Origin of the sequence: Paraburkholderia tuberum STM678, from assembly GCF_902833905.1 — a bacterium.
GTDB lineage: Bacteria > Pseudomonadota > Gammaproteobacteria > Burkholderiales > Burkholderiaceae > Paraburkholderia > Paraburkholderia tuberum.
Genome location: NZ_CADFGP010000096.1, coordinates 1 through 16,253, shown reverse-complemented (window position 1 = coordinate 16,253; position 16,253 = coordinate 1). Strand labels below are relative to the sequence as shown.

Genomic DNA, 16,253 nt, shown 5'->3' with positions numbered 1-16,253 from the left:
GCATCTTCGTTCATCAAGGTCAGATACGGAGCGGCGAAGCTCCATTCCTCGTCCGAAACATCTGTCGGGTATGGCTTGCGTTCTATCATCCCGCCAGGTTACCAGGTCTGACAGAAAGTGCCTAACACGCTCTAAGTTTGAGCCGTGAAGCAGTACTGTTCGCCTCTTGAGCCGCTCGTTCCGGGGCAAGCGCACTTCGGACGCCTCTCACCCGAAAATGCGTTTTTTTGGGGCGCGGCCAAGAAAAGAGGAGGATCGAACTCCCGACCGCAACAACGGTAACCGTCCCTCAAACTGAAAAGGCAGAGATGCCCCCAAAAACGCCCCCAACTTTGCTTCCCTGCCTAACTTTGTCTATCAATTTCTTCCACGCCCCGGGTACATGGCGGTGGGCGGTGGGTGTTTTGCTTTTGGCGGCCGTGTAACCGGCTCCGGCAAGCGGCATTTGCTCGACGCCGCGCAAACGCGCGATATCGAAGACGCCCACATCTTCGAAGAGCTGCCCACGATTGAGTAAAGTCAGATCTGGGCTGTCGGACATTGACGATTCCCCGGGCACCATTCTGCGAACTACTATTTCCGTTTGCTCTCGGCCGAAGAGCTGGCTTTCTTCTGTTCCCATTTCACTTTGCAGACTCGAAGACTGCTTCGGCCTCCGCCCGTTCGGCCTCGAGCTCCGAGATCAGCTTAGCGTAGCCCCGTAGGAACGTTTCAAGCTTGTGAGGTTTATCGACCATTCGCTCAGCCAACACGTCGAATCCGCCACTGGCGTACTCGTTCATCCGCGCTGCGCCAGCCGTACTAAGATGCGTGCTGGCACCGGTGGCCGTCAGCAGTTCCGAGACTACCTTCTGCACTGCAGCCTTGTCGGTTACCGCGATGCCCCTATCACGCAGGTCACAATCGATTAGGCCGCCGAGCAAGAGATTTTGTCGGAGCTTGTAATCGCCCGGGAAATCGTCGACGAATGCCGGCTTGTCGGCCGTGGTGAGCGCCGATCTGCGGACGGCGGCGTATCCTGCCATGAGGCAGAAATAGTAGGCGTCAAACTTGTAAAGAAAATCCTTCTCTTTCTCGATCTCGGAGAACCACTTCTCGGCGTCGGCGCGCAGACGAAAACTCATCAGTCATTCCTCACAGGTGTCGGTTCCTCATAGGCCTCACTGTCAAAAGCCTCGAAGAAGCTCTTGGATTTAACCAACGCGCCGTTCGCCGACAGCACCGCAGAGCCGCTGTCAGCGCGGCTCAGCAGCGGCCTAGTCGCATCGTTCAGCCTGAACATCGTCAGATACTGCACGTCACCACGCGCCGCCCGGTCGAGCACCGGCACAAACTGCTCATATTCCGAACTAGTCGTGAACGCTACGAGTTGCTGGGAAATGCTCGGGAGGAGCTCGGCAATCTCGCGGCGCACATTCTTGTCGAGTGCGCCGGTCGGGCTGTCGACAACGAAGGGCAGGCTCACCTGGCCCGCATCGAAGAGGCCGAGCAAAAAAGCGTAGCCGAGCGCCAGTGTCTGACCAGGACTGCCCCTACTCTGACCATCGAGTACCACACTGTCCCGTACGTCAGCAACCCGCAGCGGCGATCGGGTCAAAATGCCCTCTAGCCGCGCATTCGTCGCATCGACCAATTGCTTCGCGATACGATTCGAGGCGTCTGCGACAGCCACCTCGATCAACGCCTTTAGAACTTTAGTCTTTACACGAATGTCCCGCGTCTTGGTCGCCTCAGCGTACTGGTCCTCAGCACGCTTGATTCTCTTCGCCAAGGCTTTCAGCGAATCGGTATCGTCGCCGCGACCACCGTCGTCGTCCGCTTCAATGTCGGCTAGTCGACCCTCCGCGGTTCCGATCTCACCTTCGAGCTCTTCGAGTTTTGCTTTCATGGCAGTGAGCTCTTCGTCGCCGCCCTCCAGCCGACGCTGCTCTAGAGCGTCCAGCTCCCCTTGTACCAGGTCGCGATCGCGCACCGCATCGCGCAGCCGAGAAAGCTGCTTATCGAGCTCATCACGATAACTCGACGGATCCCCGCCAGCACTATCCTTGATGGCACCCTTGATGGCATTGAGGACACCCTGGTCTTCCTTTCCGAGATAAGCGTCTCGGCGGACGAGAATCGCGGATCGCCGCTCTTCAGTCATTTCCTCGCCGCAGACGCAGTGCTCAGCTTCAGCAAGGTCGTCGAAGAATTCCTTGGCCGCATTCTCCGGCAGCTTGAGTTTCTCGAGATTATCTCGCAGAGCCTGTAGTCCGAGGGTGAAGCGCGGGGACAGATATTGCGGTCTGCGGATTTCAGCGAAGGCACTGGGGAGTAGAGTCTGCACGTTGAGATTGGCGCGCGCGAGATCCTCCTCGAGCCGCCGCCGCTCTTGTTGTGCCTGATGGTCTTGGTCGAATTGTTCTTTGTAGTCGCTTCTCAGCTTTTCGTGCCGAGCGGTGAGGGTTGCGAGCCTCCGCTTCAGTTCCCGCTGCTCCCGCACAAGCTGATCTTGTCGCGTCGTGAGCTCGTTCAGCTTGTTACGTCTCTGCGTCAAGCCCTTCTCACCCTTCGCGGTTGAATTGCGCGTCTTCTCTTCCCAGAAGCGGTCCATCAGCTTGGCGAACTGGTTAAGGCTCGACAACTGGAATTGGACTTCGAGCGCTTCACGCGCACGCGTCTTCTTCGAATCGAGCAAGGCGTGCGCTAGCTCACCGTCGAACACGAAGAAGGGCACGAAATCCGGTGTCAGCACACGTAACAGCGCCGGAGGGCGCTGAAAACGCGGAACGGAGGACGTCCATGTTGTGCGAAATTCTACCTTCGGCTGCTCGAAGTCGAGCGTCATGATTATCGTAAAGCGACGATCATCGACCATTAGTCGCACTTCAAATACTCCACGACTAGCGCTTGCGCCCCGTGGTGCAAATTCTGCTATTGACGTCGTATCCGTCCAAACTTCCGGCCCAGACAGCGCTGCCCGCAACAACTCCAATGTCGTTGTTTTACCAGTGCCGTTCGGCATCTGAATCAGGCTCACATGGTGAGGCTTACCGTCGGCCTTGGTGAGCGCGATCTCATGATCTGGGCACCGCACTCCCGACGCCTTCCATCCGAGAAGACGAACCTGCGTCATAGGTCAGCCTCCGAATCCTGATCGTCAAGATCAGATTCTGCCGAAGGTATCCTCACGAGATCAAGCAGATCCGAGATACGCTTCGCGGCCTCGTCATTGTCCGTAATAACGGCGTTTCCCGTGGCCAGCGCGTCGAGCCACGACACCAACCGCTGCGCAACCTCCTTCGGTTGGTCAGCATCGCTAGCGGCCGCCTTCAACGCCGCCACAACATTCTCATTCACTCGCGACACGCAGCGTCCTCCTTATAGTTGCAAGTCCCTCAAGCCACGCTCGGCGCTCCTCGTCGGCGGTTGGGTCGCTATCCGCCGCGGCACGCCTTCGAATGAAATCGACGACCAATGCTCGCTTATCCGGATCGTTTCGGTCGGTCCGCAAACAGCGGCCGATTCTCTGGATAGTCTCCAGGCGCGCCCGATCCGCCGACAGCAATACCACGGCCTTAACACTCCGGATATCGATGCCCTCGGATACTCGATGGCACGTGATCAGGCAGTCGATGACGCCGGTCGCGAACTCGCGAAGCACCGCGGAATCGTCAATGTCGAAATAAGTGTGGAAGAGTGGCGTGACGGCGTGGATGTGCTCGCGCACCAGCTCGCCATAGATCTTTTCGGCGACGAACACGATGCAACGCTCCAACGCCTCGGGATGATCGGCGAGGAAGCGCTCGAACAGCGGCACCTTCTCGACGGAGTTCTTGTAGACGCGTGCTACTTCTCGCCGAAATTCCTCCTCGCTCATTGGCCGATCAGTAGACGCGCTGGCAGCGCGTCGACGCATCAGGGCGTGGACGGCACTGCGATCGTCGACGCTCGGATCCCATTCAAGTGGCGCATAGTCGAAGCCGCACAGGATGCCGTCGGCGATCGCATCCTCCAGCGGGTATCGGAAGATCACCGGGCCGACATTGCGCGCGATGAAGGCGTTGCCTTGCTCGTCGTATTCGCGATCCGGCGTGGCGCTGAGTCCGAGCCGCCAAGGGATTGCGTCGGCCAGCCCGTCCAACTGCGCAACGTGTGAGGCACTCCCGAATCGATGCACTTCGTCCTGTATAAGGATCGCGCTAGATTTCTTGGCGTTATCAAGGCGCTTCAGCACTTCCTGAAGCGCCATACGAGAGCACAGTAAGACCGTGCAATCAGGATCTAGGAGGTATTCGTCGCGGTCGTGGTGCGGGCCGTAATGACGTAGCAATCGAAAGCGCGGATAGCTTTCGGCTACCACGGATGCGAGGTCGCCCCACCACTGGTCAAGCAGGTCGTTGCCATCGGCCGCAATGATCGCCGTCTGTACCACGTTCGATTGAATCAATCGAGCCAAAATAACGAGAGCCGCACGCGTCTTGCCCGTGCCCGTCGCCATCTCTAGAATACCGCGCTGCTTGGCCATGAACTCAGCAATTGCCGCTCGCTGATGTGGCCAGAGGCCTTCGTCACTTTCGACGCCAGAAGAGTGCCGCAGCGGCGCCTCCTTTATTGCGCGAATCAACTTGCGCTTCGCGGCCTCAGGAAAGCTGAAAGTGCGAGCGCCCGGCTCGACGCCAGCCCACAATGCTTCGAAATGGTCCCTCTTGCTGCGTGCACGGGACGGCTCTTCCCACGAGGGAAAAGCATCTATGCACTCGTAATTGTGGACGAGCGCCGCTCTACTTTCGTTCGTTGAGCCAGAAAAAGCGACGTAGTCATCGCCGTCGCCGTAAAAGATTCCTACTTTTTCGTGGAAGATACCGCGGCCATGCGCCGGAGTTGCGATTCGGATTTCCAAGCGTCCTGATTCCAGCAATGCGCCAAGCTTGCGGACCCCATTGCTGACAACCCCGACACCGAACTCGCGTTCGATGATCGCGAGAATGCGTTCCTCGCAAACCTCAATGGCATTGCGCCCGGACTCGATTACTGCAACGTCCTCGTCTCGCAACTCGACCGACGTGATTAGCCGGACCATTCCGCCAAACTGAATGAACTGGCCGAATGGCTCAGCGAAGCACTCCAATGCAGAACTAGAAAAATAGCCAACAGCTCGGTCGTACCGCCGCGCGACCCTAAACGCCGGCAAGAAGAACGCTGTCAGAGCATCATCTCGACCTGAACGATACTCTTCCCGGAACATGATCGACCGCAGCGACATACCCCCCCCCGTTCGGGCGCACGCCTGCCAGCGTGGCACGTGGCTTTTCTGCTATGACTGCTCGCTATTTGAAACCTCATAATAAACCATCTCGACTAGATCGCTGGCAATTCCAGCTCCCGCGAACGTGTAGTGACTGAACCCAAGGCCAGGACCGCGCTCCAGAGCCCCGCGTACAATCTTGGGCGCTTAGCCGACCACCGGCGGGCTTTCGCATCCGGGAGGCATTATGGTGAGACCATCGATCAATCAGTTTCTCGATAGCTTGGGCGTGCGTCTCGCCGTGCGGCGCCCTTCTTGGGACGCGATTGACGAAGCGACCGATACGATCGTCATGAAACTGTGGTACCGCGAGGAGGAGCCGGGTACGGACCGCAAATCCATTCGTGTTTGGACGGACCCCCCCCCGGCAAGAGGAACGATCCAATCGGGCGCGCTGAGCGAAAGCGCAGCATCGCCCGCCTTGAGGCCGGTCGTCCCACCTATGCTGTCATGCGTCACGGGAATGACCGGCGCGACCCCAAGGCGAAGCTCTATGATCGCGAGCATTTGCGAAAGCTCAACAGTGTCGACCGCAGGCCTAACGGGGACGTATACGTAAAGGTCGAGCGGCTTGTGACCGTGGAGGAGTTCCCTGCCCGTTCCGCTAAGCCGACATTGGCGCGGGACATTGCGGATATCGAGGCGCGCTATCCGGACAAGCCCACTACGCGCCAAGCGCTCGTCCAAGCCCGAATGGGGCAAGGTCAGTATCGGGCGGAGCTACTGGGTTTGTGGGAAGGTGCTTGCGCGGTCACAGGCTGCACGATCGGCATCCTCTTAATCTCCTCACACATGCGAGCGTGGTGGGACTCGAACGACCAGCAGCGGCTGGATCCGCACAACGGGCTGCCCCTGATCGCCAACCTAGACCGGCTGTTTGACGAATACCTGATCACGTTCGACCCTGACACTGGCGACATGCTCGTCTCTGACACCCTCTCGAAAAAGACTGCTTGTTACTGGGTGTGCCAGCTCCCCTGCGCAAGAAGCCAACGAAGAAGCAAGCGGTGTATTTGCGCTACCACCTTGAGAAATTCCTAGCGGCATGGGACGGTTGACGAACTTACGCTCCGCTGACGGTGGCCGGGGCTTCGCGACCTGACCCAACCGTGCGTCGGCCAAACTTGTACTGCTCTCTGAGTCGTCCTCGGGCAAGCCACGATGGGCAATTCGAGCCACTACCTGTACTGTCTAGTCTCGCATTCGCCGCGACACGCACTCGATCTCTTACGACCCGCGCGGATCATCCCGCAAAAGTGAGATCAACACGTTGCTTTCAGCAACAACTTGTCCTTAAGTATTCGCTTAGAGCGAAACAGGAGCAAGGGATGCTTGAACCTACAGGTAAGCTGGTAATCGACGAGTTATACATTCATCGAGATGCTCTCGCGGAACTTGACGAAGTCTACGTAGCCGTCGTCACGGACGCGTTGCGACGCGCGCCTCAAGCGATACGAGACCGAGCCAACGTTATCAAACTTCACCGTAAGACGCTACGTGTCTCCCTGCTCACTTACCGCGATTTCTTTGACGAACCGTTTCCATCGCTATTCGAGTCGCTTGTTGTCGATCGCGCTGAGCATGCCTCCCCCGCATATCGTTCGTATGCCGAGTCACTAAACCCTCCAATTCTTCACCGCAAAGAGCTACTTCTTCCTGCCGGTCATGCGCTGCGATCGAAATTCACCTTCATCACGCAGCAAGCTGAAGAACTCGGCTTATTCGACGCTCCTTCTACAATTGGCTTTAGCCTGAATTGGCGTCGTCTTATTGCGTCGAAGGGGTACCAGTTAAAGGATGGACAGTTTCTTCCCGTGGGCAACGCCGAGCCCACTGACGATGTACTTGAGTGCCTTCCCGGTGTCATCGCCCGGCACCTGACGGCGCTCAGTCGCAGCAACCTTTCAGCTCCGGTACAGCTGCTTCTCAGACACGGACTGCTCTCGAATGAATGGACATTCTTCGACTACGGTTGCGGGCGAGGTGATGACATTGCTGCGCTACGGTCGAGTGGCTATTCCGTCTCCGGATGGGATCCATATTACGCTCCCGACAATACTGTTACGGAGGCTGACGCGGTTAATCTTGGATTCGTCGTCAATGTTATCGAAGACCCAGCTGAAAGAATTGAGGCATTGCGGCAGGCATTCGGGGTCACACGGAAAGTTCTTTCCGTGGCCGTTATGTTGAATTCTGCCCGAGCCGGCGGACAGCAATACCGTGACGGGTTTCTCAGCTCCCGGAACACGTTTCAAAAGTACTTCTCCCAAGATGAGCTCAAGGATTACTTGGAGCTTGCACTGCAACGGGAAGCATTCCCGGTCGGGCCAGGAATCGCGTTCGTATTCGCCGATCAACAAATCGAGCAGAGGTTCCTCGCTGACCGCTATCGAACGCGCGGAGTTGGGGCACGGCTAATTGCTCTAGCAAAGACTGTCGACCGGCGAACGCGCAGAGAGCCGAACATGCGTCCACCGTCGCCCGTCTCACAGGATCGTCGCCCGTTGTTAGATAAGCTGTGGGAGATCACGCTCGATCTTGGCCGGAAGCCTGACCGCGGGGAAGTCGACACTGCCGACGAAATTGTGAAAGAGCTCGGGTCACTGAATAGAGCGAACCGTGCTTTGGACTGCTTGTATGACCGTACACAACTCGAACGGGCGACTGCAGCGCGTACAGACGACCTGCGAGTGTTCTTCGCGATGCAAATCTTCGTAAAACGGCCTCCATATCGAACATTGGAACCTCGGCTACAACGTGATATCAAGGCGTTTTTTGGTGACTACGAACGTGCCAGATCTGCCGGCATGAGCCTTTTACAGGACGCGGCGAGCACCGACCAGATTAGTGCCGCTTGCAAATATTCAGCAGAGATTGGATTGGGATGGCTGGATCCGGAAGGCGCATTAATTTTTCAAAAGCAGATTGTTGATCGTCTATCGCCAGTCCTTCGCGTGTATGTCGGGTGCGGACTTTTGCTCTATCGCGACGCGAGTGAGGTACAGTTAATAAAAATACATGCCCTTTCTGGCAAGCTGACGCTGATGGAGTTTGATAACTTTTGGTCAGCGCTTCCAAGCATGACTCGGCGCACAAAAATCAATATTCGGCGCCAGCATTACGATATATTCGAGTACAGTGGAGAATACGAGAAGCCGCTGCTTTACACTAAATCTCGATACTTAAGCGACGAAGATCCTTGCTACGCGGATCAGTACGCATTCGACCAAGCCCTCGAGCGCTTGGCCCTGTTCGATCCCTTAGGCTATGGAATCTCTGCACACGTACTAGGAGACGAGCTCGAGCGGCGGCGCCTGTCGATTGAAGGATTCTCACTTGTACCGAGCAAGACGATCCCGTCACTTGATCAACCTTGCGGCGCAAACTTTATCTTCCGCGATTTTATTGAGTGTGGCGCGACGGAGCAGCGCGTTCGTGTTGATAATACCCCCCGCCGCGCGGAGACTTACAATGCGCTGCATAATCTCGCTATCGCCGTACTCGATCCCATCATCGATTATTTTGGCGGAATTCGACTCACCTATGGATTTTGCTCCCACATACTTGGAAAGCACATTAGCCACGGAATAGCGCCAAAACTGGATCAACACGCTGCAGAGGAAATCGGACCAACAGGCGCGAAAATATGCGGTCGAGGCGGAGCCGCCTGCGATTTCATCGTCGATGACGAGGACATGCAAGAAGTCGCTCTTTGGATTATGTCGAACTTACCTTTTGACAGACTATATTTTTACGGGCGAAACCGTCCTATTCATGTAAGTTATGCCGCTCGCCCGTCGCGGCTTGCGTACGAGATGCGAACGACTTCCGAGGGGCGCCGCATTCCGCGCGCCCTTGTGCCCGGAGGTATCGCCCCCTGACCGAGCCGGTGTTTCGGCGGTTCATTGCGAGTGTAACCGGGACGAAGGGTCACACCGTACATCCGCTCACCGAAGCACACACGTTTGTATCTTGATATACAAACATGTGCTACCATTGCAGTACTATGGCTAATAGTTTCTCTTACGTGTTCCCGGCGATTCGTGGCGTCCAGGCGGGGCGAGAATACTACGTCTCCATGTGCCCGCTTCGGCTCTTGCCAAAGCTCTTCCTGTTTGACGAGGAAGAGCTGGTGCCGGAGCTGAGGGCACAGCGCACTCTAAACAAAGCGAGAGTGCCTGAGATCGCGCGCTACATCGTTGAAAACAAGAATGGTTACACTTTCTCCGCGATCACTGCCTCGATCGACGGCGGAGTCGCGTTTGCCCCGGTTGGGTCAGACGCCTCCTCTACTTTTCGGATGGGTACGCTGTCGGTATCGATGGAAGCTCGATTCATCGTAAATGACGGACAACATCGACGTGCAGCGATAGAGGCCGCGTTAGCCACCGCGCCTGAGCTCGGTGACGAGACGATTGCAGTAGTCTTTTTCCTCGATCGGGGGCTGGAGCGTTGCCAGCAGATGTTTGCCGATCTAAATCGCTATGCCGTGAAGCCCTCTGCGTCGCTTGGCATTTTGTACGACCATCGTAGCGCGGCTGCCAACGTAGCAAAGCATCTGAGCCTCACCTCCGACCTGTTCAAGAATCTCATCGAGACTGAGCGATCTTCGTTGTCCGCGCGATCTCGAAAGCTTTTCACGTTGAGCGCTCTTCACTACTCGATCGTCGAGTTACTGCCGGAAAAGGAACTTGAGGACTTCGCAGCAGCATCACGCAAATGTCAGCAATTCTGGGAACTAGTTGGTGAGCAAATTCCCGAATGGATCTATGTGCGAGAGTCGAAAATGACGGCCGGCGAGGTCCGCCGCGACTTCATTCATTGCCATGCGATTGTGCTACAAGCCCTCGGCCGAGCGGGGCGTGCAATCTTCGAGCTACCGAATCACGATTTGGCGAAACGAATCAAGAAGTTGCGCTCTATCGACTGGTCGCGAAAGAACGCCGTTACTTGGGAAGGACGCGCCATGGTTGGGGGTGCGATGGCGAAGTCCGGCCAGAACGTCACTCTCACGACAAACGAACTAAAACACGTGCTAGGGCTGAAGCTGACGGATGACGAAACCGTTGCTGAGCGAGCACTGCTAGCATCTCGCGGCACGGCGCCGCGTCGACGGACAAAGGTCGCAAAGTGACAAACTCGGTTTCACAGATTATCGAAGAGATTCAAAATCTCTACCTGTCCGATCCGGTTCCATGGATCATCGGCTACAGCGGAGGGAAGGATTCGACCGCGTCACTCCAGCTGATCTGGAATGCTCTTTCGTTGCTCCCAAAAGACCAGCGGCGTAAGGACGTCCACGTCATCAGCACCGATACGTTAGTCGAGAATCCAGTGATTGCGGCATGGGTAGAGAACTCCCTGCTCTGCATGAAACTGGCTGCTGCCAATCAGGGCCTTCCCATCAAGGCACATCGCCTGACTCCAACGATGGAGAACCGGTTCTGGGTCAATCTCATCGGTAAAGGCTATCCCGCTCCGCGCCCGAAGTTCAGATGGTGCACAGATCGGCTTAAGATTAGCGCTTCCACCGCCTTCATTCAGAATCTTTCGGAGTCTAGCGGTGAGGCAATCCTAGTACTTGGTCAGCGTCGAGGAGAGAGCCAGGCGCGTGACAAAGTGATGGATCAGTACAGCGGCAGCACTCGCGACCGGTTGAGCAGAAACAAGGATCCGAAGCTAGCGCGCGTTTGGGTGTATTTGCCGATCGAAAGTTGGAGCAGCGACGATGTCTGGGAATACATCATCACTGAACCCAACCCTTGGGGAGTGGACAATCAAGAGTTGTTCAATATCTATCGAGGCGCCACTGCTGACTCGGAGTGTCCCGTCGTCGTGGACAAGTCAACACCGAGTTGCGGTGACAGTCGATTTGGGTGCTACGTCTGTACGATGGTGACTCAAGACAAGTCGATGCAGGCAATGATTCAGAACGACGAGCAGAAGCGCTGGATGCAGCCGATTCTTGACTACCGAAACCAATATCTGGCCGTCGAAGACCGAGAGCTGCGCGATTTTCGTCGAATGACTGGCCGTCTGACTGTGTTCAAAGGCACCCTTGTGCACGGTCCCTACAAGCAAGCGTATAGAGCCGAGCTGCTTGAAAATTTGCTTCGAGCTCAGAGAGCAGTTCAGATCGCGGCGAAATCACAAGGCGGTGAGGCGATCGAACTGATATCGATCGACGAGCTTGATGAGATCCGAAGGATCTGGGTCGAAGAAAAGCGTGAAATCGATGACTTGGTCCCGGATATCTTCGAGCAAGTCTACGAGCGCGCATACCCCGGACGCGAGCTGGAGCCTCTGCCTCTTGATAGGGGCGATCTCGCGGTCCTCAAGCAGGTTGCAGAGGAACTTGATCCTGAAGCATCTGAAGAGCTTTTCAAGCTCACTCGATCTCTTCTGGGCGCTCAGTTCCAATCCATGCAGACGCAAAAGAGATCGAAGCACTTGGATGAGTTGGAAGAAATACTCCAGTTCCACGCGTTCCGAACAGAGAGCGAGGCACTTGAGTTTGCGCTGACGAACGAAGAGCGCGCGACTCAGTCAGCCGAAGTTGAGATCCTCAACGATGAATTGGCTGAGCCGGTACCGAAGACGAGCAATAACACGAAGTAGGCCTCGATATGGCAAAGATAACGTTCTCGAGCATTGCAATTGAAAACTTTGGGCCCTTCCGAGAACGGCAGTTCATAGATCTGTCGGTAACGGCCGCTCGCTCCGTAATCCTGGTTAAGGCACTGAACGGCAGTGGGAAGACCACCCTTTTGACTGCATTGCAGATCGGGTTGTACGGAGCGAAGGGCACGGGTTCCAGCCGGCGAACCGAATACGAGCAACTGGTCCAATCGCTGCAGCGCTCCGACGTAACGACCAACTCGGCAATTTCAATCGAACTTGTTGTCGATATGGGCGGCGGTCGCATGGCAGTGACTGTGCGACGAGAGTGGAGGCCGCAACCCAGTACATTCACGGAATTGTTTTCTGTGATGGTTGACGGCACGCAAGACATCGACCTTACACAAGGCTGGGAAGAATTCATCGGTGGGATTCTTCCGCCAGAGCTTGTTAGTCTCTTCCTATTTGACGGTGAAAAGATCGAAGGACTGGCGAATCCGGAACGTCTGCCTGAATTGCTAAGGCGCGCCACCGAGGTCTTCCTTGGAATCGGTGGGATCGATGTGCTTGGGAACGACCTGAAGGCCGTCGAGCGACGATCTATGCTCCGCAACAAAGACACCTCTGCCGAGTACGAAACGGCCAGGAGTGCCCTTCTAGACCTAGAGTCGCAAGAGGAAACACTCCGTGGACGACACGCGGATCTCCTGCAGGAGCAGGCATCTGCCCAGAACACGCTAGATCAGACCCGACTCGCACTCGATCGCTATATGGCCGAGGCCCGTCGAGGCGGGCTTGCGGCATATGAGCAGGCAGCCGCAATTCGGCACAAGGTCGAGACCGCCAATGCTCGTGTCAGCGCTGCTCGATCTTCGCTTGCAGAGGCTATGTCGGACGCCGCTTTGCCCCTGTTGTGGCTTGGCGATCTCTGGGTCCAATACGAGCACGAATGGGAAGCAGATAAGCAGACTCGTCATTCCAAGCTGCTAGTCGATGAATTCAAAAAACGCGATCGCCGCCTGTTGACTGCCCTGTCGAAGGAGGTGCCAAGCGCGTCGGTCGAGGCCGTAAGAAATCTCTTGAAGCGCGATCTAGATTTGACCCGCGCAGCGGCAGATCGCAAGTCTCTTTTTTTGCTGGAATCGAGTCCACAGGACTTCGCGCTCCGCATTGATCACGCTCGAGCGCGGACAGGAGAGGCAGTAACCTCCTTGGACTCTGCACGACGCGAACTCACCAGGTCCGAACAAGCGCTAGGTGAGGTCCCCGCCGAAGAACAATTGGCGGAGATCCTGACCAAAATGCAAGATAGATCGCAGGCGACCGCCTCGGCGGAACAACACGTTGCTCGCCTGGCAGAGTCGATTGCCGAAGTCCAGAGCAGCTTGAATCACGTGCAGACTCGGTTGAATGCGGCTCGTTCTAGGTTGAGTATCGACTTCCGGGATCGGTCGCTCGAAACGAAGGGGCTTGAGGCAGCGCTCCGCGCGAGACGAGCATTGAGCGTCTTCAAGGATCGACTTCTCGCGTCCAAAGCCCACTGGCTTTCGGACATGATTACCACAGAGTTTCAGAACTTGCTCCGTAAGCGAAAGCTGGTTTCACGAGTAGTTGTCGATCCAATCTCCTACGAAGTCAAGATCGAAGACGGCAAAGGACAAGAGCTTCCAATGGACCGTCTGTCGGCTGGTGAACGTCAGATGTTAGCTGTCTCGGTGCTCAGCGCTTTAATCAAGGAGCGAAAGGGGCGATTCCCGGTCGTTGTGGATACGCCGCTCGCGCGGTTGGATGGGCAGCACCGGACATCGTTGATCAAACGGTTCTTCGCAACCGTTTCTCACCAGGTTCTTGTGCTGTCTACTGACGAAGAAGTGGAAGGTGCAGCGCACGATGCACTGCGACCATACACGAACAAAGAATATGTCTTGGAGTTCAACGACGAGCTTGGCCACACGACTGTTCGAAATGGCATGGATCGCACCAATTCGCTGGAGGCCGCATGAGCATCATTGAGCGGGTAAAGCTCACCGCAACTGCCAAGAACCAACTCGTCGCGCTGAAGAGACGTACTGGAATAGAGCACAACAATGCGATCTGTCGCCACGCGTTGTGCCTTTCGCTGGCAAACCCTTCGATTCCTCCCAGCGAAAATTTCAACTTCGCCGGCGGCCTAGAGATTGACTGGCGTACCTTTACCGGCGGTCACGAGGATCTGTATCACAACGTTCTAGTGACTCGCATATTGTGCGAGGGTGCCGAGGTGTCTAACGACGCCGTACGTAACGCCTTGCTGCACCATGTCCACCGTGGGCTGTCTTATCTTGCGAGCAGGCGCGAGGAGGACCTGCTAACAGAGCTAGCACAGTCTCTGACACACCAATAGTCAGTTGACTGCGGCAGATTGAGAATGAAGGTGGCTCGTTCGCATTCGTCGTGAAGAGCTGCTAGGGGCGGAAAAGCGGATTGCCTATTCGGCGAGAAGGCGAAGTCGATCAAGTGTCATTTGATGAACTTCGCTTTCCGATTGAAGAAAGTCGAAACCTTGTCCTAAGCGGGAGAACAGCTATCTGGTTCTTACCCCATTGGACTAAAAAAGTTAGGAAGCGGCATCGTTCGCGAGAAGAGTCACCTCCTGATCCCACGGGTCGCCGCCGCGAATGTTTTGTTGGACAGTCCGCAGCGCCGCCTCGATCTGATCGCGGACAGTCTTGGTGTCGGACACTGTAATCGTCCAGTCGCGCAGCCAGAATTGTGAGGTCTGAAGTTGCAGGATTTTAACTACTGCGTTACATACGTCCTCAGCATTTCCTAAATCGATCGCTTGTCCTCCATACGTAGAAAGAGCGATCATCTCGTCAGTCACATACTTGGTCATAGTGACAACGCCCACCTTGTTCATTAGCTTACTTTGCCCGGAGAAAGTTTCGGGCCACTGCTGCTTGATGTCAGACCAAATCGCCAGAAAAAAATCAAAGGCCGATTCATCATCTGGAAGCTGCTTGAACTTTTTTGATTGGACGTAAGCTACACCTGCTTCGATTGCTGCAGGGACAACTGGTCGATTCTCAGGGTTTGGCTTGCCCGGGAGGCTCACCATTCCTTGAAATGGGCTGTCTGCTAACTCGTCGGCCTGTCCCACCAACTGGACGTTTCGATGTAGTGACAAGCGCGCAGATTTAAGGCGTTGTTCGAGTGACGGACTGGATGTCTGATCTCCAAAGTTGATCGACAACGCTCGGATGTGATCCGTTGCGACCTTTGAGACCTTGTTATTGATCACAATGAACTGAAACGCGCGCTCCTCGTTGGTCGCGTCGAGTATCGCCACTACGGGAATTGCAGCATCTGGTGAGAAAAGCTTGATGCCGTAAAGACGGTGCTGTCCGTCGACGACGAAGATCTGGTTCTTGCTATCCTCACTCAGCGTAATAGTCCCGAGCCCGGACCCTTCGCCTGTTAGTTGTAGATTGTACGCTCCTGCACCGAGTGTCACGACGATGGCGGTGGGAATGGTGTTTCTTTGGTCCTGCTCAAGGAAACTCCTGATCGATCTGACCTTGAAATCATTCCTCTTCCGTTGGATCCCGGTTGAGTCTTCCGGCGTAAGTCTCGGAACCGTTGACCAAGATTCGATCTCAGCGGCCGGTGCGTGGAACATACAAAATCTGGGGGCGTCAGCGTCTTCGGGACGCTGTTCAAATACGAGGCAAGGATATTCCATACAGTCAAGCGAAGTGGAGGTTAAAGTAATCGATCGCGTCTTCGTCGTCGATGGCTGTTAATTTTTCGAATTTCGCTGGGCCAATCTCGACTGCTGCGCTCTTGAGCGTACACTGCGTCTGATTGGCGAAGGCAAGGATGTCTTGAATGCGCCGTGCCACCTTCTCTCTTCTACGTATTCTGGTACGCTCCTGTTCTGAAGGGTTTGGCTTCAAGACGAATGAAAAGACCGCCCCGGTGTGCCAAAGTATCATGTCGTCTTTTTCACTATTACATGCAAAGCAGGCCGGGAGCAGATTTTCTTCCACGCTATCTCCTCCGTAGCTCGTCGGCCAAAGATGCTCGTAGTAGATAGCGGACGTATTCTCTAGCGCTTTATGAATGCACATGTTGCCGCAGAGATAGCACTCGACTTCGATCCTATCTTGGCGCACGCGACGCTTTGTGGCCTTGCTGATTGGACGCTTTGAGTTCTTGGCCGCAAGGATAGACTGTCTAGCGATTACATCTAGGGCAACGCTGATTAAGTCCACCGAATGTGCGCCTCAAGCGTTATAGAGCGCACAGGAAACGACAAACGCAAAACACGATGAAGCAACAAACGCTCGCGATGGCCGCAGATCAAGGT

The 16,253-nt window shown here is 55.7% G+C and carries 14 protein-coding genes; 6 read left to right on the top strand and 8 right to left on the bottom strand.

Features of this window, described 5'->3' with window-relative positions; all coding sequences use genetic code 11:
- From HWY30_RS38365 to HWY30_RS38340, 6 genes are all read right to left on the bottom strand, one after another.
- A partial coding sequence (locus tag HWY30_RS38365; protein WP_425199384.1) for a transposase occupies window positions 1-86 on the bottom strand: 86 nt, incomplete at its 3' end.
- Window positions 87-289: 203 nt separating this feature from the next.
- Entirely contained in the window at window positions 290-541 is a 252-nt protein-coding gene (locus HWY30_RS38360) for a hypothetical protein (RefSeq protein ID WP_143037135.1), read from the bottom strand.
- 82 nt (window positions 542-623) lie between these two features.
- A complete protein-coding gene (locus HWY30_RS38355) occupies window positions 624-1,124 on the bottom strand; it encodes a hypothetical protein (RefSeq protein ID WP_090802715.1) in 501 nt (166 codons plus the stop codon).
- On the bottom strand, window positions 1,124-3,115 hold the full coding sequence (locus tag HWY30_RS38350) for a hypothetical protein (RefSeq protein ID WP_143037134.1): 1,992 nt from the start codon (window positions 3,113-3,115) through the stop codon (window positions 1,124-1,126). Before HWY30_RS38350 ends, HWY30_RS38355 begins: the two co-directional genes overlap by 1 nt.
- Complete coding sequence (locus HWY30_RS38345) at window positions 3,112-3,348, bottom strand: CxC ATPase DNA modification system associated small protein (RefSeq protein ID WP_143037133.1); 237 nt, start codon at window positions 3,346-3,348, stop codon at window positions 3,112-3,114. The genes HWY30_RS38350 and HWY30_RS38345 overlap by 4 nt, the downstream gene beginning before the upstream one ends.
- Window positions 3,332-5,245, bottom strand: coding sequence for a DEAD/DEAH box helicase family protein (locus tag HWY30_RS38340; RefSeq protein WP_143037132.1), 1,914 nt, complete (start codon window positions 5,243-5,245; stop codon window positions 3,332-3,334). Before HWY30_RS38340 ends, HWY30_RS38345 begins: the two co-directional genes overlap by 17 nt.
- Before the next feature lie 390 nt (window positions 5,246-5,635).
- On the opposite strand from HWY30_RS38340, the gene HWY30_RS38335 reads away from it, so the two are divergent.
- From HWY30_RS38335 to dndE, 6 genes are all read left to right on the top strand, one after another.
- Window positions 5,636-6,328 (top strand): HNH endonuclease, encoded by a 693-nt coding sequence (locus tag HWY30_RS38335; RefSeq protein WP_244145173.1) that lies wholly within the window; start codon window positions 5,636-5,638, stop codon window positions 6,326-6,328.
- A 287-nt stretch (window positions 6,329-6,615) separates the two neighbouring features.
- Window positions 6,616-9,168, top strand: coding sequence for a DNA phosphorothioation-associated putative methyltransferase (locus HWY30_RS38330; protein WP_090802710.1), 2,553 nt, complete (start codon window positions 6,616-6,618; stop codon window positions 9,166-9,168).
- Between the two features lie 125 nt (window positions 9,169-9,293).
- Complete coding sequence (dndB, locus tag HWY30_RS38325) at window positions 9,294-10,421, top strand: DNA sulfur modification protein DndB (RefSeq protein WP_090802708.1); 1,128 nt, start codon at window positions 9,294-9,296, stop codon at window positions 10,419-10,421.
- On the top strand, window positions 10,418-11,905 hold the full coding sequence (gene dndC, locus HWY30_RS38320; protein ID WP_090802707.1) for a DNA phosphorothioation system sulfurtransferase DndC: 1,488 nt from the start codon (window positions 10,418-10,420) through the stop codon (window positions 11,903-11,905). Before dndB ends, dndC begins: the two co-directional genes overlap by 4 nt.
- 8 nt (window positions 11,906-11,913) lie before the next feature.
- The gene (gene dndD, locus HWY30_RS38315; RefSeq protein WP_090802705.1) at window positions 11,914-13,908 is read left to right on the top strand and encodes a DNA sulfur modification protein DndD; all 1,995 of its coding nucleotides are present in this window, start codon (window positions 11,914-11,916) and stop codon (window positions 13,906-13,908) included.
- Window positions 13,905-14,288, top strand: coding sequence for a DNA sulfur modification protein DndE (gene dndE / locus HWY30_RS38310; RefSeq protein WP_244145172.1), 384 nt, complete (start codon window positions 13,905-13,907; stop codon window positions 14,286-14,288). The genes dndD and dndE overlap by 4 nt, the downstream gene beginning before the upstream one ends.
- 213 nt (window positions 14,289-14,501) lie before the next feature.
- On the opposite strand, the gene HWY30_RS38305 is transcribed toward dndE, so the two are convergent.
- Window positions 14,502-15,563 (bottom strand): DGQHR domain-containing protein, encoded by a 1,062-nt coding sequence (locus tag HWY30_RS38305; protein ID WP_167368615.1) that lies wholly within the window; start codon window positions 15,561-15,563, stop codon window positions 14,502-14,504.
- Window positions 15,564-15,630: 67 nt separating this feature from the next.
- Window positions 15,631-15,933 carry a hypothetical protein gene (locus HWY30_RS38300; RefSeq protein WP_143037131.1) on the bottom strand — a complete coding sequence of 101 codons (303 nt, stop codon included), beginning with the start codon at window positions 15,931-15,933 and terminating at the stop codon, window positions 15,631-15,633.
- Window positions 15,934-16,253: the final 320 nt, after the last annotated feature.

What these genes read in the sequence shown, in the direction of transcription:
- HWY30_RS38360 (WP_143037135.1), bottom strand. Translation starts at nt 541, where the DNA reads ATGTCCGACAGCCCAGATCTGACTTTACTCAATCGTGGGCAGCTCTTC.
- HWY30_RS38355 (WP_090802715.1), bottom strand. Translation starts at nt 1,124, where the DNA reads ATGAGTTTTCGTCTGCGCGCCGACGCCGAGAAGTGGTTCTCCGAGATC.
- HWY30_RS38350 (WP_143037134.1), bottom strand. Translation starts at nt 3,115, where the DNA reads ATGACGCAGGTTCGTCTTCTCGGATGGAAGGCGTCGGGAGTGCGGTGC.
- HWY30_RS38340 (WP_143037132.1), bottom strand. Translation starts at nt 5,245, where the DNA reads ATGTCGCTGCGGTCGATCATGTTCCGGGAAGAGTATCGTTCAGGTCGA.
- HWY30_RS38330 (WP_090802710.1), top strand. Translation starts at nt 6,616, where the DNA reads ATGCTTGAACCTACAGGTAAGCTGGTAATCGACGAGTTATACATTCAT.
- dndB (WP_090802708.1), top strand. Translation starts at nt 9,294, where the DNA reads ATGGCTAATAGTTTCTCTTACGTGTTCCCGGCGATTCGTGGCGTCCAG.
- dndD (WP_090802705.1), top strand. Translation starts at nt 11,914, where the DNA reads ATGGCAAAGATAACGTTCTCGAGCATTGCAATTGAAAACTTTGGGCCC.
- dndE (WP_244145172.1), top strand. Translation starts at nt 13,905, where the DNA reads ATGAGCATCATTGAGCGGGTAAAGCTCACCGCAACTGCCAAGAACCAA.
- HWY30_RS38305 (WP_167368615.1), bottom strand. Translation starts at nt 15,563, where the DNA reads ATGTTCCACGCACCGGCCGCTGAGATCGAATCTTGGTCAACGGTTCCG.